Genomic DNA, 18,312 nt, shown 5'->3' with positions numbered 1-18,312 from the left:
AGCGTTTTTTCTGTCCTTAAGCTGTATATCGTATACATGTTTAGTTAACATAATCACTCTTTCGTACAGCAAAAGCCATTATTTCTGGAATAGAGGTCATGCATATGATGAAAAAGAAACAGGTTTATCAGGAGGTGAAGTCTGTCGAAAATCCAGTCAGATTCATTCATCCACTATTTGGAATAACTTTATAAGATTGAACACCAACAGGACAGTTATACCTCTTAGAAAAAAATGAAATTATTGCACCAGAACCCTTTTTTCTGTTGTTGAATGTTTTTTCCTTAGAGTAACAATTCATTGAAATGACTTTTATAAATAGTAATGGCCTTACCAGTTATATAAGCTAAATCATCTTGATAATAACTGAATAACTCTCCAGCTTTTTCAGAGGATTGGAAAGCATATAACTGTTTTTTACTTAATCTTTGACTCGAATAAGGAGCTAGACCACAATGGGCTGAACCCGTTACAAAATTTTCTTCTATTCCAATTCTAGGAGCAAAATAACGAGGAATAAAATCATACTTAGTTGCAGGACTGGTTACGACTAAATCCGTAATAGGCAGAGTAGCAAAGAGGTTTAAATTAGGAACAAGTCCTTTCAATAATTCTTCATTTGCTACTTCTATAAGGTATCGATCACTATTTTTGGCAACCTTTAAGAGAGGTGCATTTACTAATTCTTGGATAGTAGATGTAATAGGTACATCAGTAGAGAAAGCTAATTGAACCCTTTTTCCACTAAGGTGAGCAAATTCATCTTCACCGGATTCTTATTTTTTACCGAAAGTAGAAGGTGAAATTTTGATGAATCGAAATCCAGATAGCGGTGCTTCTCCCTTTAGATTGGCGTCTGATGGTATAGCGATTTCTCCCGATGGAAAGATTTTATTTTTTTATCCACTTACCAGTTGTCATCTGTTCTCAATCTTAACAGAATCCCTAAGAGACAGAACGATACCGGACATGGATTATATCATGTGGAGTATTGGGGAGAAAAAGGTGCGTCTAATGGGATGATCACAGGTGCAAAAGGAACCGTTTATACTGGAGACTATGAAAACAACAGTATCCGTAAGATGTTGCCGAATGGCATAATGGAAACAATCGCATATGATCCGAGAATTTTGTGGCGGGATACTTTTTCAATTGGTCCGGATCAATATTTGTATGTCATTTTGACTCAATTACATCTGCAGGCTAGATTTCATTCTAGAAAAGATTTAGGACAGAAACCTTATAGTTTACTTCATATGAAAATTGATTAATTTCCTTATACTACTATTTGATACTACTATTTGGTATAAAGAATAATTGGTTCATTTTTTAATCTTTGAACGGGTAAGCATGAAGCCAATAGTTCGTAATTGGCTTCATTTATCTCTAATTCTAAAAGAAAAGACATCAAATTTGTAATCGTAAAAGAAAATGGCGAGTGCAATCGTATATTTCCATTATTTAAATATAAATGGTTTATTAGGAACAGTTTAGGTTGGTAATGTTAAACTGCTCCTATTTTATTTTTATAGAGTGGGTAAGTTCAATGCTGTATCGATATTATTTAAATCTAAAGTGATTTGTTCGTTTGTATCCCAAGCGTGGTACCATCCTTTTTCTACCATGTATGCAGAAATTTGTTCATGCATATCAAGAGCTTCCACTAAATGGCGAGTGAGCATTTCTTTAATTTCAGGTGTTCCTGCCTCTGTAACTGCCATGGCGTAATTTCTAACTCCACTTTTAGCTGCAATCAATAAATCCATTGCAACCACTTGATCCGATAGTGCATTCATGCCAGTTAAATTTTCAATAATTGGATTCATGTTCATTCATCTCCTATTTTACTGCTTAGCGTTGGAAAGGATAGAAGCATATTCTTGTAATTGTCTCGCAGATACATCAATATCTTGTTGCATAATATCTTTTAATTGCTGATCTGTAACTAACCCTCTCATCGTTTTGGACTTAGTCAAGCAATTGGTCTTAAATGCAGCCATTTCATGGACCTCAAGAACTTCATGTAAGGCGTAATTCATTTTTTCTACCTCCTTCCTCAAGGTTTTAACAAGACTTTTATACAATTATCCATTTTGGTGTCAAAAATCTCATAGCCACGCTTTGCTTCACTAAGTGGAAGTACATGACTCACGACATCTCCTGGATCAATTTTTCCGGTCGAAACTAATTCAAACATATATGGCATATAGTGAATCACAGGTGCTTGTCCAGAGCGAATATTGACGTTTCGGTTCATAATATCTCCCATTGGGAATCCATTATATTTGCCACCGTAAACGCCTGTAACTTGGATTGTCCCGCCTTTACGTACTGCTTGTGAAGCCATGATAAACGCACCAAATGCTCCGCCCTGCAGTTTCATTCCACTCGCAAGGAACTCCATATCAGTCATTTTAGCGTCCATACCAACTGCATCAATGACAACATCAGCGCCGCCCTTCGTCATTTCTTTCAAATGCATTCCTGCATTTTCAAAATGTTCGAAATTTACAATTTCAACTTTGTTGGTACGTTTGGCGTGTTGCAAACGATAATCTACATAATCTACGGCAATGACACGCTTTGCTCCTTTTAGCCAACAGAATTTTTGAGCAAAAAGACCAACCGGACCACAGCCAAGAACAATAACTGTGTCTCCACCCTTTACGCCTGCATTGTCAACACTCCAATAACCAGTAGTCATTGCATCGGCAATAACTGCTAACTTTTCATCTGGTTCTTCACAAGTCTCTGGAATTTTGAAATGAGTAAAGTTTGCAAATGGTACTCTTAAATATTCAGCTTGCCCACCTGGATAGCCACCCGTCGTACCAGAATATCCGAAATAGGCACCCATATCACCATTATCATTGGAATTATCACATTGGCTTTCTAAATGGTTTTTACAGTAAAGACATTCACCGCATGCTATATTAAAAGGAATAATGACACGATCTCCCTTTTTTACCTTCGTCACATCTGGACCAACTTCTTCGACGATTCCCATTGGTTCATGGCCAATCACATAGTTTTCTTGCAGGTTAGGAATCATGCCATGAATTAAATGTAAATCAGATCCGCATATAGCTGTACTGGTTACTTTAATAATCATGTCATCTCGTTTTTGAATCTTTGGATCTGGAACTTCTTTGACTACAACATTTTTAATGCCTTGATACGTTACTGCCTTCATGATATATAGCCTCCAGTGTTAGTGTTCATCAGGTGTTCGGTCAAACAGACCTTTTCTATTGGTCTCAACAGGAAATAGATTCATTTTGCCAATCATCAATGTATTGTTGGCAGAAAGTTGGTCTAATTGATATTGTTCACTTAATTCGTATGGATGGAACCATTTTTTACTGATCATTAGTTCTGTAATTTCTTGGTGCATGGCAATTCCTTGCATTAACTGTTTTCGTAAGAGAGTTCTAACATCAGGTGATGCGGACTCCGTTAATGCGACTGCGATATTGCGAACACCTTCCTTGGCACGAAGAAGAAAGTCCATCGCAAATGTGGTATCTGCGAGCTCTGGTACGTGTAGCGAGTTTATAGGATCTAAATAGTCATGATTCAATGAATTTACCTCCTTTTTAATTTATTATTGGTGTTGGCCGGTTTTGAGGAACAGGGGCTTCAAAAGGTGCACGTTGATAAATTGCCTGTAATTCTCCCAGCGCTTGTATCGATTGTTCAACATCTTTTTGCATCAATGCTCTCAAATCATCATCAAATACAAGTCCTTGCATTAGTTTTGATTTCGCTAAGCAAAGGGTTTTAAAATTAATAACTTCATGTAGATCCAATGACTCATGATCGGCTAATTTCTGAATATCCATTTCTGATTACCCTCCTTTTTACGTAAATACAAAGTTATTGTTCCGAATATAGGAGAAAACATTCTATAATTTTTGTATAGGTGAATTATATTGGTTTGTTTAATATTCTAATAATTAATAAAATTAATTCATTTATGATAGCAGAGGCTAAACGCTTCGATAGTTTTTTTCTTGTTAGCTAACTGATAGGTTAGCTGAACAAGAAACCCTTTTAATTACATCAAATTTTTTTGATTTAAATATGGCATGGCAGAAAGTTGGGCTAAAAAGTGCTGGGCTTGAAGTTCATGCTTTAAATCCTAATGCCATAAAAGTAATGAAAGAGGTAGGAATCGATATCTCAAACCAAGTATCTTATGTAATCAATCCTGAAATTCTTGATAATACTACTTTAGTTGTGACACTATGCGGATACGCAGTAGAGCATTGATCTGTAACTCCTCTACATGTGAAACAAGTTCACTGGGGTTTTGATGACCCGTTAAAAGCAGAAAGAACAGATGAAGAAAAATGGGCATTCATAATTCGAAGCTTTTATGTAAAGTTCCATAGACGGATTAACGACATAAATATCTTTCCTTTTAGGAATGTCAAAAAGACGACTCCCTGTTTTGATCCCTTCCTTCTTTAATAAAGGTTTGGCAGCCCCATGGGTAAGTATTGTTAGACTAATCAATATAGTGAAGCTTATAATAAGAAAAGTATAATTTGTAAAGCGATTACAATAATCATTACAAATGAATAATTGGTTTCAAATTAATCTTTAAGCACTGTAAAGAACGTAAAGTAAGGGATTCATCATATAGAATCCATATTATATTTTTTTAACTAACTAGGGGCGAAACAAATGAAGGATTCCAGATATATTTCACAACCAGGCTTTACTGATACCGGGATGATTTTTAAGTTTGTACAAAGAAGTAACGAGTTTATTCATACTTTTGCCGAGGGAGAATTACTGTATACATTGGGTTTTAATCGAGAGGATATCGTCGGAAAGACGCTTCATGATTTTTATTGGGATGATATTGACACTGCCAATTTACTAAACGGTTATTACAAAAAAGCATGGGAAGGACAGTACATTGAATATGAAGGTGAATTTAGAGGTATCTATTATGTAATTTATTTAAGACCTTTATTTCATAAGGATAAAGTAGCAGAAGTAGTCGGAACTTGTGTGGACATTACTAACAAAAAGATTATGGAAGATGACATTCTTCAAAAAGAACAAGAACGAAAATTAATGAATTCTTATGCATTCCAGCGTAGTTTGATTGATCGGTTAGATAGTGGGATTGCAGTAACAGATTGCAATAAAAAAATAAGGCTCTTAAATAGGAAATTTTATGAACTTTTCCAGTTGAAGGGGGAAGTTGATTGCCATATTGGGATGCAGGCTTCGGATTTACATTATCTTTTTGATAAGGAAATTAATAAAAATAAGTTCGAAAATACAGAAAAACGAACGAGAACTACGAAAGAAATTAAAATAGATACAGGTAGGACACTACGCTACAATTGTTTTCCTTTAAATGAGGAAAATGATTTTGTAGGCTACTTGTGGGAGTTTGAGGATATCACAGAACAAAAAAAAATGGAAAGAGTTATTATTCAGGCAAAAGAAGAAGCTGAAAAAGTGAACATGGCCAAATCAAGTTTTTTGTCTAAGATGAGTCATGAACTGCGTACGCCGCTGAATGGAATTCTGGGTTTTGCTCAATTATTGGAGATGGATGAATCTTTAAATGAACAACAGCGTGATTTTGCACAGGAGATTTTAAGTGGAGGAAGCCATTTATTAAGTTTAATTAATGATATTTTAGACGTGTCAAGAATAGAAACAGGAAATTTAAAGATTTCTGTAGAGGAAGTTCATCTTCTAACTGTCATCAAGGAATGTATCAACATTGTACAACCATTGGCTAAGAAGAAGAATATCAGTATTTATAGCCAACTGGATCAATGGGAAGATATGATCGTTCTTGCTGATCCTATACGTCTTAAACAAATATTGCTGAACCTACTTGATAATGCTATTAAATACAATCAAGAAAATGGAAAAGTCATCGTTTTCTGTCGTTTACAAGAGAATAAGCAGTACATTCATATCGTAGATACAGGTGTGGGTTTTTCTGTAGAGGAATATACTAAAGTGTTTGTTCCATTTTATCGAATTGAAAGTACAAAAGAAGAAGGTACAGGGATTGGGTTATCTTTAGTTAAACAGCTGGTGCATCTAATGGGAGGGGAGATTAATGTAACAAGCAATAAAGGAACAGGAAGTGAGTTTTGCTTTAGTCTTCCTCTTCCAAATGATTTAAAGACTGTCATACAATGGGGTGAACAAACTAAATTTCCTCCAACAAATAATAGGAAGGAAGATAACTATCGTTTGCTATATATTGAAGATAACGAATCCAACTTGCACTTAGTAAGTAACATCATTAAATCGCAGCCTTCCTATACGCTTTTATCAGCTTGTACAGGAAAAGAAGGAATAGAAATTGTAGCAAACGAAAAAATAGATTTGGTTCTTCTTGATATTAACCTCCCAGATATTAACGGATATGAAGTATTTGAAATTTTAAAAGCAGGCAAAGAAACGAAAGATATTGCTGTCATCGCTGTAAGTGCCAATGCAATGCCAAAGGATATTCAATATACATTGGATAAAGGATTTAATAACTATTTAACAAAGCCCATTCATGTACAAGAGTTTTTGACAATCCTAAGTGAAACGCTAAACAATACAATTAATCAAAATATTCCAGATCATAAAATTTTAAGTACAGGACCACATGGCGAGGAAGCTGTCTCAGCAAAAACACTTCGGTTATCTTTGAAAGAGCTAAAAAAAATTAAGAAAAAGAAATATAGGGCTGCTATTGCCATGCATTATACTGGAAGTGATTGGTCAAGGTCTCAATTGGAAGGAATGCAAACTACTTTTGAGAAAATGGGCATTGAGGTAGTAGCCGTGACAAATGCAGAATTTAAATGGAAAAAGCAAGTAGCCGACATTGAAAGCATTTTAGCCAAAAACCCGGATATCCTGGTGAGCATTCCAGTTGATCCAGAATTGACTGCAAGCGTATATCAAAAAGCGGCCCAAGCTGGTGTGAAGCTGGTGTTTATGGACAATACACCGAATGGTTTGCAGCATGGGAAGGATTATGTAAGTATTGTTTCAGCTGACAATTATGGAAATGGCATTGAATCGGCCAATATCATGGCTGAAAAATTAGATAGAAAAGGTAAGGTTGGGATTATCTATCATGATGCTGATTTTTTTGCAACCAAACAAAGAACGGAAGCATTTGAAAAAACTATAAAGGAAAAGTACCCTGACATTCAAATTGTCGATCGCAGGGGCATTACTGATTCGAATGATGGAGAAAAAGTGGCATCCGCTATGATTGCTGAACATCAGGATTTAAATGGTATTTTTGTTGTATGGGATGTACCGGCTGAAGGAGCTTTGAGGGCAACTCGTACTGCAAAAAAAAGCAATTTAGTCATTACGACAATGGATTTGGGTATGAATGTCGCCTTGGAAATTGCACAGGATGGACCTATTAAAGGACTAGGTGCCCAGCTACCATACCAGCAAGGAGTCGCCGAAGCGATTCTAGCAGGGTACGGCCTACTTGGAAAACAAGCGCCACCTTATGTAGCCGTTCCGTCTCTAAAAGTAATGAAAGAAAATGTAATTGATGCTTGGCAGCTCGTTTATCATGAAGATGCTCCAGATATTATTCAAAGTGTTGCGAAATCAAGAAGCGCTAAGGAAAAGGGGGAACAACAAGATGAAAGTATTGATCGCAGACGATGATGTTACCTCAAGAAAATTGTTAAGGTACTTTATTGGGAGTTTATCCAAATATAAAATTGTCGGAGAGGCCGCCAACGGTGAAGAATTGATACACTATGTTACGAAAGAAAAACCGGATCTTGCTTTAGTAGATATCGGAATGCCCTTATTGAATGGGATGGAAGCGGTTAAAGCATGTAAAGAACTTTTCCCGACTTTACAAGTTATTTTTATTACGGGGCATGATGATTATGCACTTGAGGCATTTAACGTAAAGGCAGTGGACTATATTTTAAAGCCAATTGATAGAAATCGTTTATATGGTGCTTTAGAAAGAGCCTCCCAAGTGTCTATTTCACTAGTTGATAAAGAACATTCATTTAAAAAGGATTTAATGATTAAACAGCAGAAAAATATAGTTTTTATTCCATTAGAAGAAATTATCTTTATTGAAAGACTTGATCGGAAATCTGTCATTCATACTAAAAATGGTAAATTTGAGACAAATGAAGCTTTAACTAGCTTGGAAGGTGCCGTTGATTCTAGGTTTATGATATCTCATAGATCTTATATTATAAATGTGGAACTTTTAACAAGAATCGAAGCAACGGGTCAAATGTATAAAGCCTATTTTAAAGATTATAAGGAAACTGCAAAGATTTCCAAGCATAAAGTAGACAATCTGCAAAGGTACAAATTATTATAAACATGGAGCTCAGCAATAAGTGCTGAGTTTTTTTAATTTGTTGTTTTTTTGTTTATATGGATAAAAACGACGCTTAAAAGGAAATTTAAAGAGTTTGAATCTCAGAAAATGTTGTCTGAATCCAATTAGACAATAATTTTGTATGCGATTACAATTCTGTTATAGAGAAGAACAAGAAAAGAGAGTCGTAAAATGGTGCGAATAATAGATGTAGCAAAAAAAGCAAATGTTTCAACTGCTACAGTGTCAAGAGTACTAAGTAAACCTAACACTGTAACGGAAGAAACGACTGAGAAAGTATTACAAGTAATTAAAGAATTAAACTATCAGCCAAATGCATTAGCTCGCCAGTTAAGAACATTAGAAACCAAAACGATTCTAGTCATTGTACCTGATATAACAAATCCTTTTTTTTCTAAAGTATTAAGAGGAATTGAGTCTGTAGCCGTCATAAACGGATATCAAGTTCTGCTTGGGGATACGGGCAATGATTTGGAAAGAGAAAATGGGTATTTAAACATACTTCTCCAAAAAAAAGCTGATGGAATGGTTTTACTAACGGCGAGAATGAAATCGAAGAACATTGAGGAAATGGCTCTCAAATATCCTGTAGTTTTGGCATGTGAATATATAGAAGGTTCAGCCATCCCCACCGTTTCTATTAATAATATCAGTGGGGCTCAAAAAGCAACAGAATATTTGGTTAAGCTGGGACATAAAAGAATAGGATTTATATCAGGTCCTCTAGATGGAGTGATAGGCCAGGATCGATTAAAAGGATTTTATCAGACAATGGCACGATACAACCTTACAATTGAGTCCGTTCTAGTGCAGGAGGGTAATTTTTCTTATGAAAGCGGTTTTAATATAATGAATCAATTTTTGGATCTTAATCATCTTCCAACAGCCGTGTTCGCAGCCAATGATGAGATGGCATTTGGAGCTATAAATGCTATTTCTTCAAAAGGATTAAGTGTTCCACATGATATTTCCGTAGTAGGATTTGATGATATAAAATTTTCATCTATTTTCAAACCGGCTCTTACAACCATCTCACAGCCAGCTTTTGAGATGGGCACGATGGCAATGAAATTACTTATAAAGTTGATGAATAAGGAAGAAATTGAAAGACATCAATACCTAATGGAAGATCAGCTTATCATACGTGATTCATGCTCAACACATATTTCATAAGGGAATAAGAGTTCTTTTGAAAATGTATCTGATGATTTAAATCTTCTTGTTTTTTAAAAATTAAGATGTAATCGATTACAAATGGTTGGAAAAAGAATTATTTAATATCCGATTAAAAAGGGATTTTTAGTTTAGATTTCTGATAAGTACAATCAAGTACAAGTACAGGTAGTAAAAACAACTTCTTCTTATAATGAATTAAAAAATACAGTCTTTGTCTAGAATACTTTGTAATCGATTACATGTATTTTGGTTCAATTATTTCTTATCTAAATTAATTTAGGGAGGTGATGAAATCCCAGTATTAATACACTATGCACTCATAAGGAATCTTTAAAGATAGGGGAGAAACCATGAAACTAGGATATCAGACAAATACGTGGGGCGGGGTAGTAGGGCACCCTGCCGGAGTCACTTCGATAAAAGACCTTTATTACCTTGCAAATGGATCAACAGAAGAAGCTTTAAAAGATATTGCAGAAGTTGGATATAAAGGATTTGAAATGTTTGACGGAAATCTAATGGAATTTAAAGATAGAAAAGAAGAATTTAGAGCATTGCTGAACCGTTACTCTTTAGACTTTATTGGAGTTTACACTGGAGGGAATTTTATTTTCCCGGATATTTTGGAAGAGGAATTATTAAAAATTGAAGAGGTTGCAGCTCTTGCTTCTGAACTAGGAGCGCAGCATCTAGTAATTGGCGGAGGAGCTATCCGTACGAATGGTATTTTAGAAAGCGATTACGCTGATTTAGGCAATGCGCTTAATCGAGTAGTAGTAATTGCAGAGAAATATAATCTTATTCCAAGCTATCACCCGCATTTAGGAACAAACGTAGAGGCCCCAGACCAGCTGGACAAATTAATGGCACTAACAACGATTAATTTATGTCCGGATACAGCGCATATCGAAGCAGGTGGAGGGAATCCGGTAGAAGTAATTAAAAAATATGCAGATCGCATTAAATATATTCATTTCAAAGATTATTATAATGGAGAATTTCTTCCTTTAGGAGAAGGACATCAAAAGTTTGACCAGATGATCCAAGCGCTGGATGGGATTGGGTATGATGAATGGCTTACAGTAGAATTAGACAGCTATAATGATCCGAAAAAAGGAGCAGAAATCAGCTTTAACTTCTTATTAAGTTTTGAAACGGCAAATAAGTCTTAAGGTCAAGGAGAAAGTAACAGAGATAATATATTAGAAACTTGGAATCTGATTTACCATAACGATATAGCAGATGTTATTTAAAAGGTAGTAGATCCGAATAAATAGACTACTTTCATAGGAGGAGAATAAAAATGAAAAAGTTAAACGTAGGTATGATTGGCGGAGGATTTATGGGGAAGGCGCATGCACTTGCTTATGCAGGTATGCCAATGTTTTTTTGGCCAGCACCAGCAATTCCTCAACGACACACAGTCGTTGATGTGACCGAAGAGTTAGCAAAAGATGCAGCGGAACGTTTAGGGTTTGAAAACTATTCATCTGATTGGAGAAAGGTAGTAGAAGATCCTGAAATTGATATTATTGATATTGTAACACCAAATGACTCTCATGCAGAGATTGCCATTGCAGCTGCCAAAGCAGGTAAACATATCATTTCAGAAAAACCTTTAGCACGAACTGCAGCAGAAGCAAAAACAATGCTTGACGCAGTAAAAGAAGCAGGTGTTAAACATATGGTTGCATTTAACTATCGCAGAACACCGGCCGTTGCTCTAGCAAAAAAATATATTGAGGAAGGAAGAATCGGAAAGATTTTAAACTTCCGAGGTACGTACCTGCAAGACTGGTCTGCGGATCGTAACTCGCCTTTATCATGGCGCTTCCAAAAAGAACGAGCTGGTTCAGGTGCATTAGGTGATATCGGAACACATGTGATCGACTATGCAAGATATCTTGTGGGTGACATTTCAGAGGTAATGGCTGTTGCAAAGACATGGATTGGTGAAAGACCGATTCAAAGTGGCGGTGTAGATAAACTAGGAACAGTAAAAGCAGAAGCTGATGTACCAAAGGGTAAAGTTGATGTAGACGATGAGTTTTCAACTTTAATTAAATTTGATAACGGCGCAGTAGGAAGTATTGAAGCGACTCGTAATGCCTGGGGTCGCAACAACTTCTTAACATTTGAAATTCACGGAGAGAAAGGTTCATTATACTTTAACTATGAACGCCGTGATGAGCTTCAAGTATGTTTCTCTGATGATCCAAGTGATAGCCGCGGATTCAGAACGGTTTATACAGGACCTGCACATCCATATGGAGAAGGTCTATGGCCAATCCCAGCATTAGGGATTGGCTACGGGGAAACAAAAATTATTGAAACATATGATTTCCTCAAATCAATCGCTGAAGATACAAGCGTATCACCAGATTTTGAAGACGGTTATCAAATCGCTGTTATTTCAGATGCTATCCTTGAATCAGCTGAAAAAGGTGTATGGGTTAATCTTACAGAAAATTTAGTGAAAGCTTAAATAATAGTTTAGTAGTGGCTAGTCCTAGTAGACTAGCCTTTATTAGAAATAGAGTTGTTGATTTGTGATTCGGATCAATAAAGACAAGTCAACAAACAGCTATAAAGGTTTTAATTCTCTTTTTAGCTACTACGTAAACAACAGAAATTATAGAAAATACAGTTTATTAAGGTGGAGAAAGAAATGGAAAAAATAAAAGTTGGAGTTATTGGGACAGGGTTTATTGGACCTACTCATATTGAGGCTATCAGAAGACTTGGTTTTGTAGAAGTAGTTGGATTAGCAGAACATGGTCAAGAAGTAGCGGAACAAAAAGCGGTTGAACTTGGAATTCCGAAAGCTTATGGGGATTATCGTGACATGTTAAAAGACAGTGATATTCAAGTTGTTCATAACTGTACACCTAATCACCTTCACTTTCAAATTAATAAAGAAATTATTCAAGCAGGCAAACATGTGTTATCGGAAAAACCATTAGCTATGTCTAGTGAAGAATCAGCCGAGCTATTGAAATTAGCTAAAGAGCACCAGGTCGTACATGGCGTAAACTTTAACTACCGCCAATTTCCGATTGTAAAACAATTAGAAACGATGATCAGAAACGGTGAGTTAGGGAAAGTCAACTTAGTGCACGGAAGTTATTTACAAGACTGGTTATTGTTCGAAACAGACTTTAATTGGCGTTTAGCTCCCGAAGTCGGAGGGAAATCACGGGCGGTAGCGGATATCGGTTCTCATTGGTGTGATACAGTTCAATATGTAACAGGTAAAAAAATTGTCGAAGTTTTTGCTGATCTAGCAACTGTTATACCAGTAAGAAAAAAATCTACTTCTCAAGGATCTACTTTTGGGGGACAAAAAGGACAAGAAGAAGCATATGAAGATATTCCGATTAACACAGAAGACTATGCATCTGTTCTTGTACGTTTTGAAGACGGGGTAAAAGGCTTATTTACTGTGTCTCAAGTAAGTGCAGGGCGAAAAAATAGGCTAAGCTTCGAAATCGCTTGCAGTCAAAATTCTGCTTTTTGGAATCAAGAAGAACCAGAAAAGCTGTGGATTGGCTATCGAGATCAACCAAATCAAACTCTTCTTGCAGATCCTGCTTTATTTAATCCTGAAGCAAAATCGTCCATTCATCATCCTGGGGGCCATAATGAAGGCTGGCCAGATGCATTAAAAAATGGATTGTTGAATTTCTATACCTTTATTCGAGAAGGTAAAAATCCTTTAAGTGATAAAGCCACTTTCGCGACATTTGAAGATGGACATATGTCCATGTGCATTACCGACGCCATTTTAGCAAGTCATGAACAACAAAAATGGATGAAGGTGACGGTAAAGCAGGAGGTACGTGCATGAAATTAGGGGTGTTTACAGTTCTTTATCAAAACTTACCTTTTGAAGAGATGCTGGACAAACTATGTGAAATGGGTGTAGAGGCCGTTGAATTGGGCACAGGCAATTTTCCAGGAAACAGTCATTGTAATCCCGATGAATTACTAGAGAACCCAGAGAAATTAAAAAGATTTCAAGCTGCCCTTATAAGTAGAGGACTTACAATAAGTGGTCTAAGTTGTCATGGAAATTTACTGCATCCAAATAAGATGGTTGCCAAAAAGGCTCATGATGTGTGGAGAAAAACAGTTTTATTAGCTGAACGTTTAGAAGTGCCGGTGATTAATGGATTTTCTGGGTGCCCAGGTGACCACCCAGGTGCCAAAAATCCGAACTGGGTAACCTGTTCTTGGCCGCCGGAATATACGGAAATCCTAGATTGGCAGTGGAATGAAGTAGTCATTCCTTACTGGAAAGAGGAAGTGAAATTTGCAGAGTCACACGGTATCCATCAAATTGCGCTTGAAATGCACCCGGGTTTTGTTGTGTATAACCCTGAAACTCTCTTGAAATTAAGAGAACATGCTGGGCCAAGTATTGGAGCTAATTTTGATCCAAGCCATTTGATTTGGCAAGGGATTAATCCAGTAGAAGCCATTAAAAAACTTGGTCGAGAAGAGGCTATTTTTCATTTTCATGCAAAAGATACGTATTTGGATCAGGCAAATATTAGTGTTAATGGAGTATTAGATACAAAACATTACAGTGATACTTTGAATCGTTCGTGGACATTTAGATCCGTAGGATATGGGCAAAACGAAAAAGTATGGAAAGATATGGTGAGTGCGCTTCGTGCGGTAGGATATGACTATGTGATATCCATTGAACATGAAGATATGCTAGCTTCGTTAGATGAAGGATTAAGTAAGGCCATCTCTTTATTAAAAGGCGCACAATTTAAAGAACAATTAACTGAAATGTGGTGGGCGTAACAGTATATTTCCTATATGGTTAATGATAAATACTCGGTTGGGTATTTATCATTAACCATTAAAGAGAACCATCTAATGAGTAAATGTGACTATTAGCATTGTTAAATATATAATTTTGAGGTGATTAAAATGAATGCGATTTCAAAAAGAGAGCAAAACACCAAAGGTCTTCCATCAGCTATGATTTGGGGCTATATCGCAACTCTAATTTTTATGGTAGGAGATGGTCTCGAACATGGTTGGCTTTCACCGTATCTTATTGAACATGGCTTAACCGTTCAACAATCTTCTACTCTCTTTGCAGCATACGGAGCTATATTAGCAATCGCCTCCTACTTTTCGGGTGTCCTTACAGAAGCATGGGGACCAAGAAAGGTTATGATAGCAGGCTTGGCTATCTGGTTAGTTGGTCAAATTCTTTTTATTGAGTATGGTCTAAAACCGCATAATTATGCAGTTATGTTACCAACTTATGCTATTCGAGGATTTGGTTATCCTTTATTTTGCTATTCGTTTTTAGTTTGGGTTACGTATCGCAGTCCTGACCGTATTTTAGCTACGGCAATAGGGCTATTTTGGGCAGCATGGAGTGGCGGTCTTTATGTTGTTGGAAGTTATTTTCCAGCGTATATGATTCCGAAAATCGGATATATCGGATTAATGTGGAGTGCAGTCGTGTGGGTGTTAATCGGTGGATTAATTGGAGTTGTTGTTGTAAAAGGCCAAGTACACGAACGTGAGGGTAACGGCAAGGAAAAATTGAAAAGTTTACTCAGTGGACTAACTATTTGTATTGAAAATCCAAAAATCGCAATAGGAGGAGTTGTTCGTATAATAAACTCGACCGGCGTAGGTGCTCTTCCAATCTTTTTCCCTCTATACTTGTCCTCAGAATATGGATACAGTACAGAAGAATGGTTACAAGTATGGGGAACTATGTGGGTGGCCAATATCTCTTTTAACTTAATCATTCCCTATATCAGTGACAAATGGTTAGGTTGGCGAAAGACAATTATGTGGATTGGCAGTGTCGGTTGCGGTGTAATGACTCTGGTTATGCTTTATACTCCTCAAATGTTCGGGCATAATTTCTGGGCATTAACTGTGGTAGGCATATTTTTTGGAATCGTTCTATGTGGTTATGTACCACTCTCTGCTCTAGTAAGTTCATTAGCACCTGAAAAGAAGGGCTCAGCTATGGCTATTGTAAGTTTTGGGGCTGGAATGTCTTACTTTATTGCACCTGCAATTGTGGGAACATTCATTGGTAGCATGGGTGTACACGGAGTCATGTGGATATTTGCTGGTTTGTATTTTGCTAGTGCTATTTTGATGGTATTTATGAAATTACCAGGTGAAGAAAAACAAAACAAAAGCAATTATTCATCTGAGAAACAAGTCGGTTGAAAGTAAGGACAATCTTTTCCTATTAAAACTTTGTTGTATACTTATACTTAGATAAAAAAATAAACCTACTCAGTTAATGACTAATTAATAAAAGGAAAATTGTATAGGTTTTAGATCGGTAATCTATTTTATATACAAGAGAAAAGACAAAAACTAACTTCTGAAAATTAATATTTTACACTTTATTCTTTATGACGACAAATACATCCTTTTTTTATGTTATATGTAATAATCAAAACTCATTTTAATGAAACATTTTAATCCTTACATTGATTAAATATCCAACCCTTTCGACTGAATAGAAGTAAAACGTTGAGTGCATCCTCATGAAATAATGTGAACATGAGCATACTAAACCTATCCAACCCAAACTAGGAGGTACATGATGAAAAATCAGTCTAACAATTCTCAGCCTGTAATAGGGGATGACAGATTTAATACTGCTGGATATACTTCTGATGAAGCCAATATCAATAATGTTCATGGAAAACATCTACCTAACTTCAAAGAGAAAGATTCTACCTCTGAGAATGAGGATGCTTCTTCTACGAAATAATAAAGTCCTTTCAACGAGAACTTAAAAGGTTTCTCGCCAGTCTGAAAAGAAGGTTAATATTTATTAACCTTCTTTCTTTATTATTATTAATTATGACAATACCTAAAAGTATACTTTTTAGTAGCAAGATGAACTACTTATTACTTATAGATTTAGCATAAAGAGTGGGTTTTTCACCATAGTTATAATAAGGATAAATTACATCTATTAAGTAACCTAAAGGTGGTGAGTTTTTATGAAAAACAGGGATAAAAGACAAAAAAAGAAACATGATTTTTTAAAGGATTACTAAAAAAACAAGTTAGGAAATTGGAAGCCTAGACTTGGCAAAGAGCCTACCTCTAACTCTAACTCTAAGACGACGACTCAAGAAAATAGAAACCTTGATTAGATAATATTTAGGTGGAGGTATTTAAAGATTTTTCACCATAAAAAATAGCCCCCTTTAGAAGTCTAGCTCTAGAGGGGACTTGCTTATAAGGAATATTTATTTAACAGCTTCTTTTAATTCTTTTCCTGGTTTAAAAGCAGGAACCTTTGAAGCCGGAATTGTCATTTCCTCACCTGTTTGAGGGTTACGACCTGTACGAGCTGCACGTTCACGTACTTCAAATGTTCCAAATCCAATCAACTGAATTTTTTCCTCTTTCGCAAGTGTGTTAGAAATCGTTTCAAACAACGCTTCCACAGCTTTTTTAGCATCTTGCTTTGATAGTTCTGCTTGTGTTGCAACTGCATCTACTAGTTCAGTTTTATTCATATTCAAACACCTCATCCTCTTATTTTTAGATAATATGTAGAGATGTTAACATATCATAGCTTCTACAAGCTTGTCACTTAATAAGATTAGATAAAAAGAAGAAGAATTCCTATTTTTCCGGGAATCTTCATACTAAGATTTGCTCTGTGGCGAAATGAAGTCCATTATAAAAATAATAAACGTTAGATAATTTTAAAATAACTTGTTAAATGAATCTTTAATACCTTTTAATTTTAAAATATAGATAATATTTGTTGTTACATTATTCATAAGAGTAAATAATAATATAAGTAATAGTTAAAAATAGTTTAACTATTACTTATATTGTCGAAAAACATTGTATTTGTCGTCATATAGAGTAAAGGATAAAACTATAATTTTTATAACGTTTATTCATTTACTCCTTTCTCTGGAAGACGTTTATGCATTTTTAAAAAAGCTCTCCATATAATTGACCGTTTTCGGTGCTTATTAACAGAAAATCAGTAGGATATTTAAGTTAATGTAGAGAAGAAATTGTGAATAATTGAAACAAATATGCAGATTTAATCATTCTTCAAATGTCCCTATATTCTTTTTGACTCTTATTATTGATTGACACCTCTATCTAAGATAAATCGTACTTATTATTGAAGATAAGTCTTATAACAGACATTGTAAATCTAACCAATAATAAGGAAAAAGAGAGAGAATAAAAAGTAGTTGTCCAATTCCATCCATTTTTATATTTAATAAGACGTGTATTTTTTTCTAACCATAGCTCAGCAATAGTCATAGGTATACTGAAATACAGAACTTTTAAAAGGCACTGAATGATGCGGGAATCCTTAGTTAGTTGATTATAAAAGACACAAGTAATTGGGAAAATTATGTAATCAAACAACACGCTTGTTTTAACTTGTTTTGGAAATCGGGTGGGATATTGAACATAGCCTCTTTTTACAACCAGATTATCGACCAATGATGCATAGTAACTTTTTATAAAGAAAACAAGGAGCCATTCCTTTGCAAGTGGTTTTTTTATTAAATATATAAAAGAACTAATACCAAAGAAATAAAGGAATTTTACAAGGTTTATTTCAAATTTCCGATCCAATTTTAGCACCTCCACAAAGATAGTTTATCTTTGATGTAGGAGGTTATACTAAGGAAATTCCAAAATTAGATCAGTAAACAGTGAATAAGCAAGGTTCTATTTTGATATAAAATTGTTTC

17 protein-coding genes and 3 pseudogenes are annotated in these 18,312 nt (G+C 35.5%); 12 read left to right on the top strand and 8 right to left on the bottom strand.

Features of this window, described 5'->3' with window-relative positions:
* Positions 1 to 59: 59 nt before the first annotated feature.
* Positions 60 to 194: pseudogene (locus tag ACFX4N_RS31105) on the top strand (IS6 family transposase); the annotation flags it as partial.
* Positions 195 to 284: 90 nt separating this feature from the next.
* Here the strand turns inward: ACFX4N_RS31105 and ACFX4N_RS05830 are convergent.
* Positions 285 to 692, bottom strand: a complete 408-nt coding sequence (locus ACFX4N_RS05830; protein ID WP_301264626.1) for a PhzF family phenazine biosynthesis protein — start codon at positions 690 to 692, stop codon at positions 285 to 287.
* Between the two features lie 61 nt (positions 693 to 753).
* Between ACFX4N_RS05830 and ACFX4N_RS05825 the strand changes: the two are divergent.
* A pseudogene (locus tag ACFX4N_RS05825) lies at positions 754 to 1,271 on the top strand (L-dopachrome tautomerase-related protein); the annotation flags it as partial.
* A 255-nt stretch (positions 1,272 to 1,526) separates the two neighbouring features.
* Here the strand turns inward: ACFX4N_RS05825 and ACFX4N_RS05820 are convergent.
* The 5 genes from ACFX4N_RS05820 to ACFX4N_RS05800 are packed head-to-tail and all read right to left on the bottom strand — an operon-like array spanning position 1,527 to position 3,842.
* The gene (locus ACFX4N_RS05820) at positions 1,527 to 1,826 is read right to left on the bottom strand and encodes a spore coat protein (RefSeq protein ID WP_029324473.1); all 300 of its coding nucleotides are present in this window, start codon (positions 1,824 to 1,826) and stop codon (positions 1,527 to 1,529) included.
* An 18-nt stretch (positions 1,827 to 1,844) separates the two neighbouring features.
* Complete coding sequence (locus ACFX4N_RS05815; protein WP_013056471.1) at positions 1,845 to 2,039, bottom strand: hypothetical protein; 195 nt, start codon at positions 2,037 to 2,039, stop codon at positions 1,845 to 1,847.
* 17 nt (positions 2,040 to 2,056) lie between these two features.
* Positions 2,057 to 3,193 (bottom strand): zinc-dependent alcohol dehydrogenase, encoded by a 1,137-nt coding sequence (locus tag ACFX4N_RS05810; protein ID WP_013056472.1) that lies wholly within the window; start codon positions 3,191 to 3,193, stop codon positions 2,057 to 2,059.
* A gap of 18 nt (positions 3,194 to 3,211) precedes the next feature.
* Positions 3,212 to 3,580, bottom strand: a complete 369-nt coding sequence (locus tag ACFX4N_RS05805) for a spore coat protein (RefSeq protein WP_013084321.1) — start codon at positions 3,578 to 3,580, stop codon at positions 3,212 to 3,214.
* A gap of 16 nt (positions 3,581 to 3,596) precedes the next feature.
* Positions 3,597 to 3,842 carry a hypothetical protein gene (locus tag ACFX4N_RS05800; RefSeq protein WP_013056474.1) on the bottom strand — a complete coding sequence of 82 codons (246 nt, stop codon included), beginning with the start codon at positions 3,840 to 3,842 and terminating at the stop codon, positions 3,597 to 3,599.
* A gap of 268 nt (positions 3,843 to 4,110) precedes the next feature.
* On the opposite strand from ACFX4N_RS05800, the pseudogene ACFX4N_RS05795 reads away from it, so the two are divergent.
* The 10 genes and pseudogenes from ACFX4N_RS05795 to ACFX4N_RS05745 form a co-directional block, all read left to right on the top strand.
* Positions 4,111 to 4,371, top strand: a pseudogene (locus tag ACFX4N_RS05795) (low molecular weight phosphatase family protein); the annotation flags it as partial.
* A gap of 318 nt (positions 4,372 to 4,689) precedes the next feature.
* Entirely contained in the window at positions 4,690 to 7,677 is a 2,988-nt protein-coding gene (locus tag ACFX4N_RS05785) for a substrate-binding domain-containing protein (protein WP_057274746.1), read from the top strand.
* Complete coding sequence (locus ACFX4N_RS05780) at positions 7,652 to 8,362, top strand: LytR/AlgR family response regulator transcription factor (RefSeq protein ID WP_192100677.1); 711 nt, start codon at positions 7,652 to 7,654, stop codon at positions 8,360 to 8,362. The genes ACFX4N_RS05785 and ACFX4N_RS05780 overlap by 26 nt, the downstream gene beginning before the upstream one ends.
* Positions 8,363 to 8,554: 192 nt before the next feature.
* Positions 8,555 to 9,556 (top strand): LacI family DNA-binding transcriptional regulator, encoded by a 1,002-nt coding sequence (locus ACFX4N_RS05775; protein ID WP_192100678.1) that lies wholly within the window; start codon positions 8,555 to 8,557, stop codon positions 9,554 to 9,556.
* Positions 9,557 to 9,909: 353 nt separating this feature from the next.
* Positions 9,910 to 10,731 carry a sugar phosphate isomerase/epimerase family protein gene (locus ACFX4N_RS05770; protein ID WP_057274749.1) on the top strand — a complete coding sequence of 274 codons (822 nt, stop codon included), beginning with the start codon at positions 9,910 to 9,912 and terminating at the stop codon, positions 10,729 to 10,731.
* A gap of 131 nt (positions 10,732 to 10,862) precedes the next feature.
* A complete protein-coding gene (locus ACFX4N_RS05765; RefSeq protein ID WP_057274750.1) occupies positions 10,863 to 12,044 on the top strand; it encodes a levoglucosan dehydrogenase in 1,182 nt (393 codons plus the stop codon).
* Between the two features lie 183 nt (positions 12,045 to 12,227).
* A complete protein-coding gene (locus tag ACFX4N_RS05760) occupies positions 12,228 to 13,406 on the top strand; it encodes a Gfo/Idh/MocA family protein (protein ID WP_057274751.1) in 1,179 nt (392 codons plus the stop codon).
* Positions 13,403 to 14,374: a sugar phosphate isomerase/epimerase family protein gene (locus ACFX4N_RS05755; RefSeq protein ID WP_057274752.1), complete on the top strand. Its 972-nt coding sequence runs from the start codon at positions 13,403 to 13,405 to the stop codon at positions 14,372 to 14,374. Before ACFX4N_RS05760 ends, ACFX4N_RS05755 begins: the two co-directional genes overlap by 4 nt.
* A gap of 129 nt (positions 14,375 to 14,503) precedes the next feature.
* Positions 14,504 to 15,781: an MFS transporter gene (locus ACFX4N_RS05750; RefSeq protein ID WP_057274753.1), complete on the top strand. Its 1,278-nt coding sequence runs from the start codon at positions 14,504 to 14,506 to the stop codon at positions 15,779 to 15,781.
* 385 nt (positions 15,782 to 16,166) lie between these two features.
* Positions 16,167 to 16,337, top strand: coding sequence for a hypothetical protein (locus tag ACFX4N_RS05745; protein ID WP_156622812.1), 171 nt, complete (start codon positions 16,167 to 16,169; stop codon positions 16,335 to 16,337).
* Positions 16,338 to 16,824: 487 nt separating this feature from the next.
* Here ACFX4N_RS05745 and ACFX4N_RS05740 read toward each other — a convergent pair whose 3' ends face one another.
* Positions 16,825 to 17,097, bottom strand: coding sequence for an HU family DNA-binding protein (locus ACFX4N_RS05740; RefSeq protein WP_057274754.1), 273 nt, complete (start codon positions 17,095 to 17,097; stop codon positions 16,825 to 16,827).
* Positions 17,098 to 17,704: 607 nt separating this feature from the next.
* Positions 17,705 to 18,193: a CBO0543 family protein gene (locus ACFX4N_RS05735; protein ID WP_057274755.1), complete on the bottom strand. Its 489-nt coding sequence runs from the start codon at positions 18,191 to 18,193 to the stop codon at positions 17,705 to 17,707.
* Positions 18,194 to 18,312: the final 119 nt, after the last annotated feature.

It is taken from the genome of Priestia sp. YIM B13551, from assembly GCF_042787905.1.
Lineage (GTDB): Bacteria > Bacillota > Bacilli > Bacillales > Bacillaceae_H > Priestia.
The sequence above is the reverse complement of the archived record's forward strand: the minus strand, read 5'-3'. Positions and strand labels throughout refer to the sequence as shown.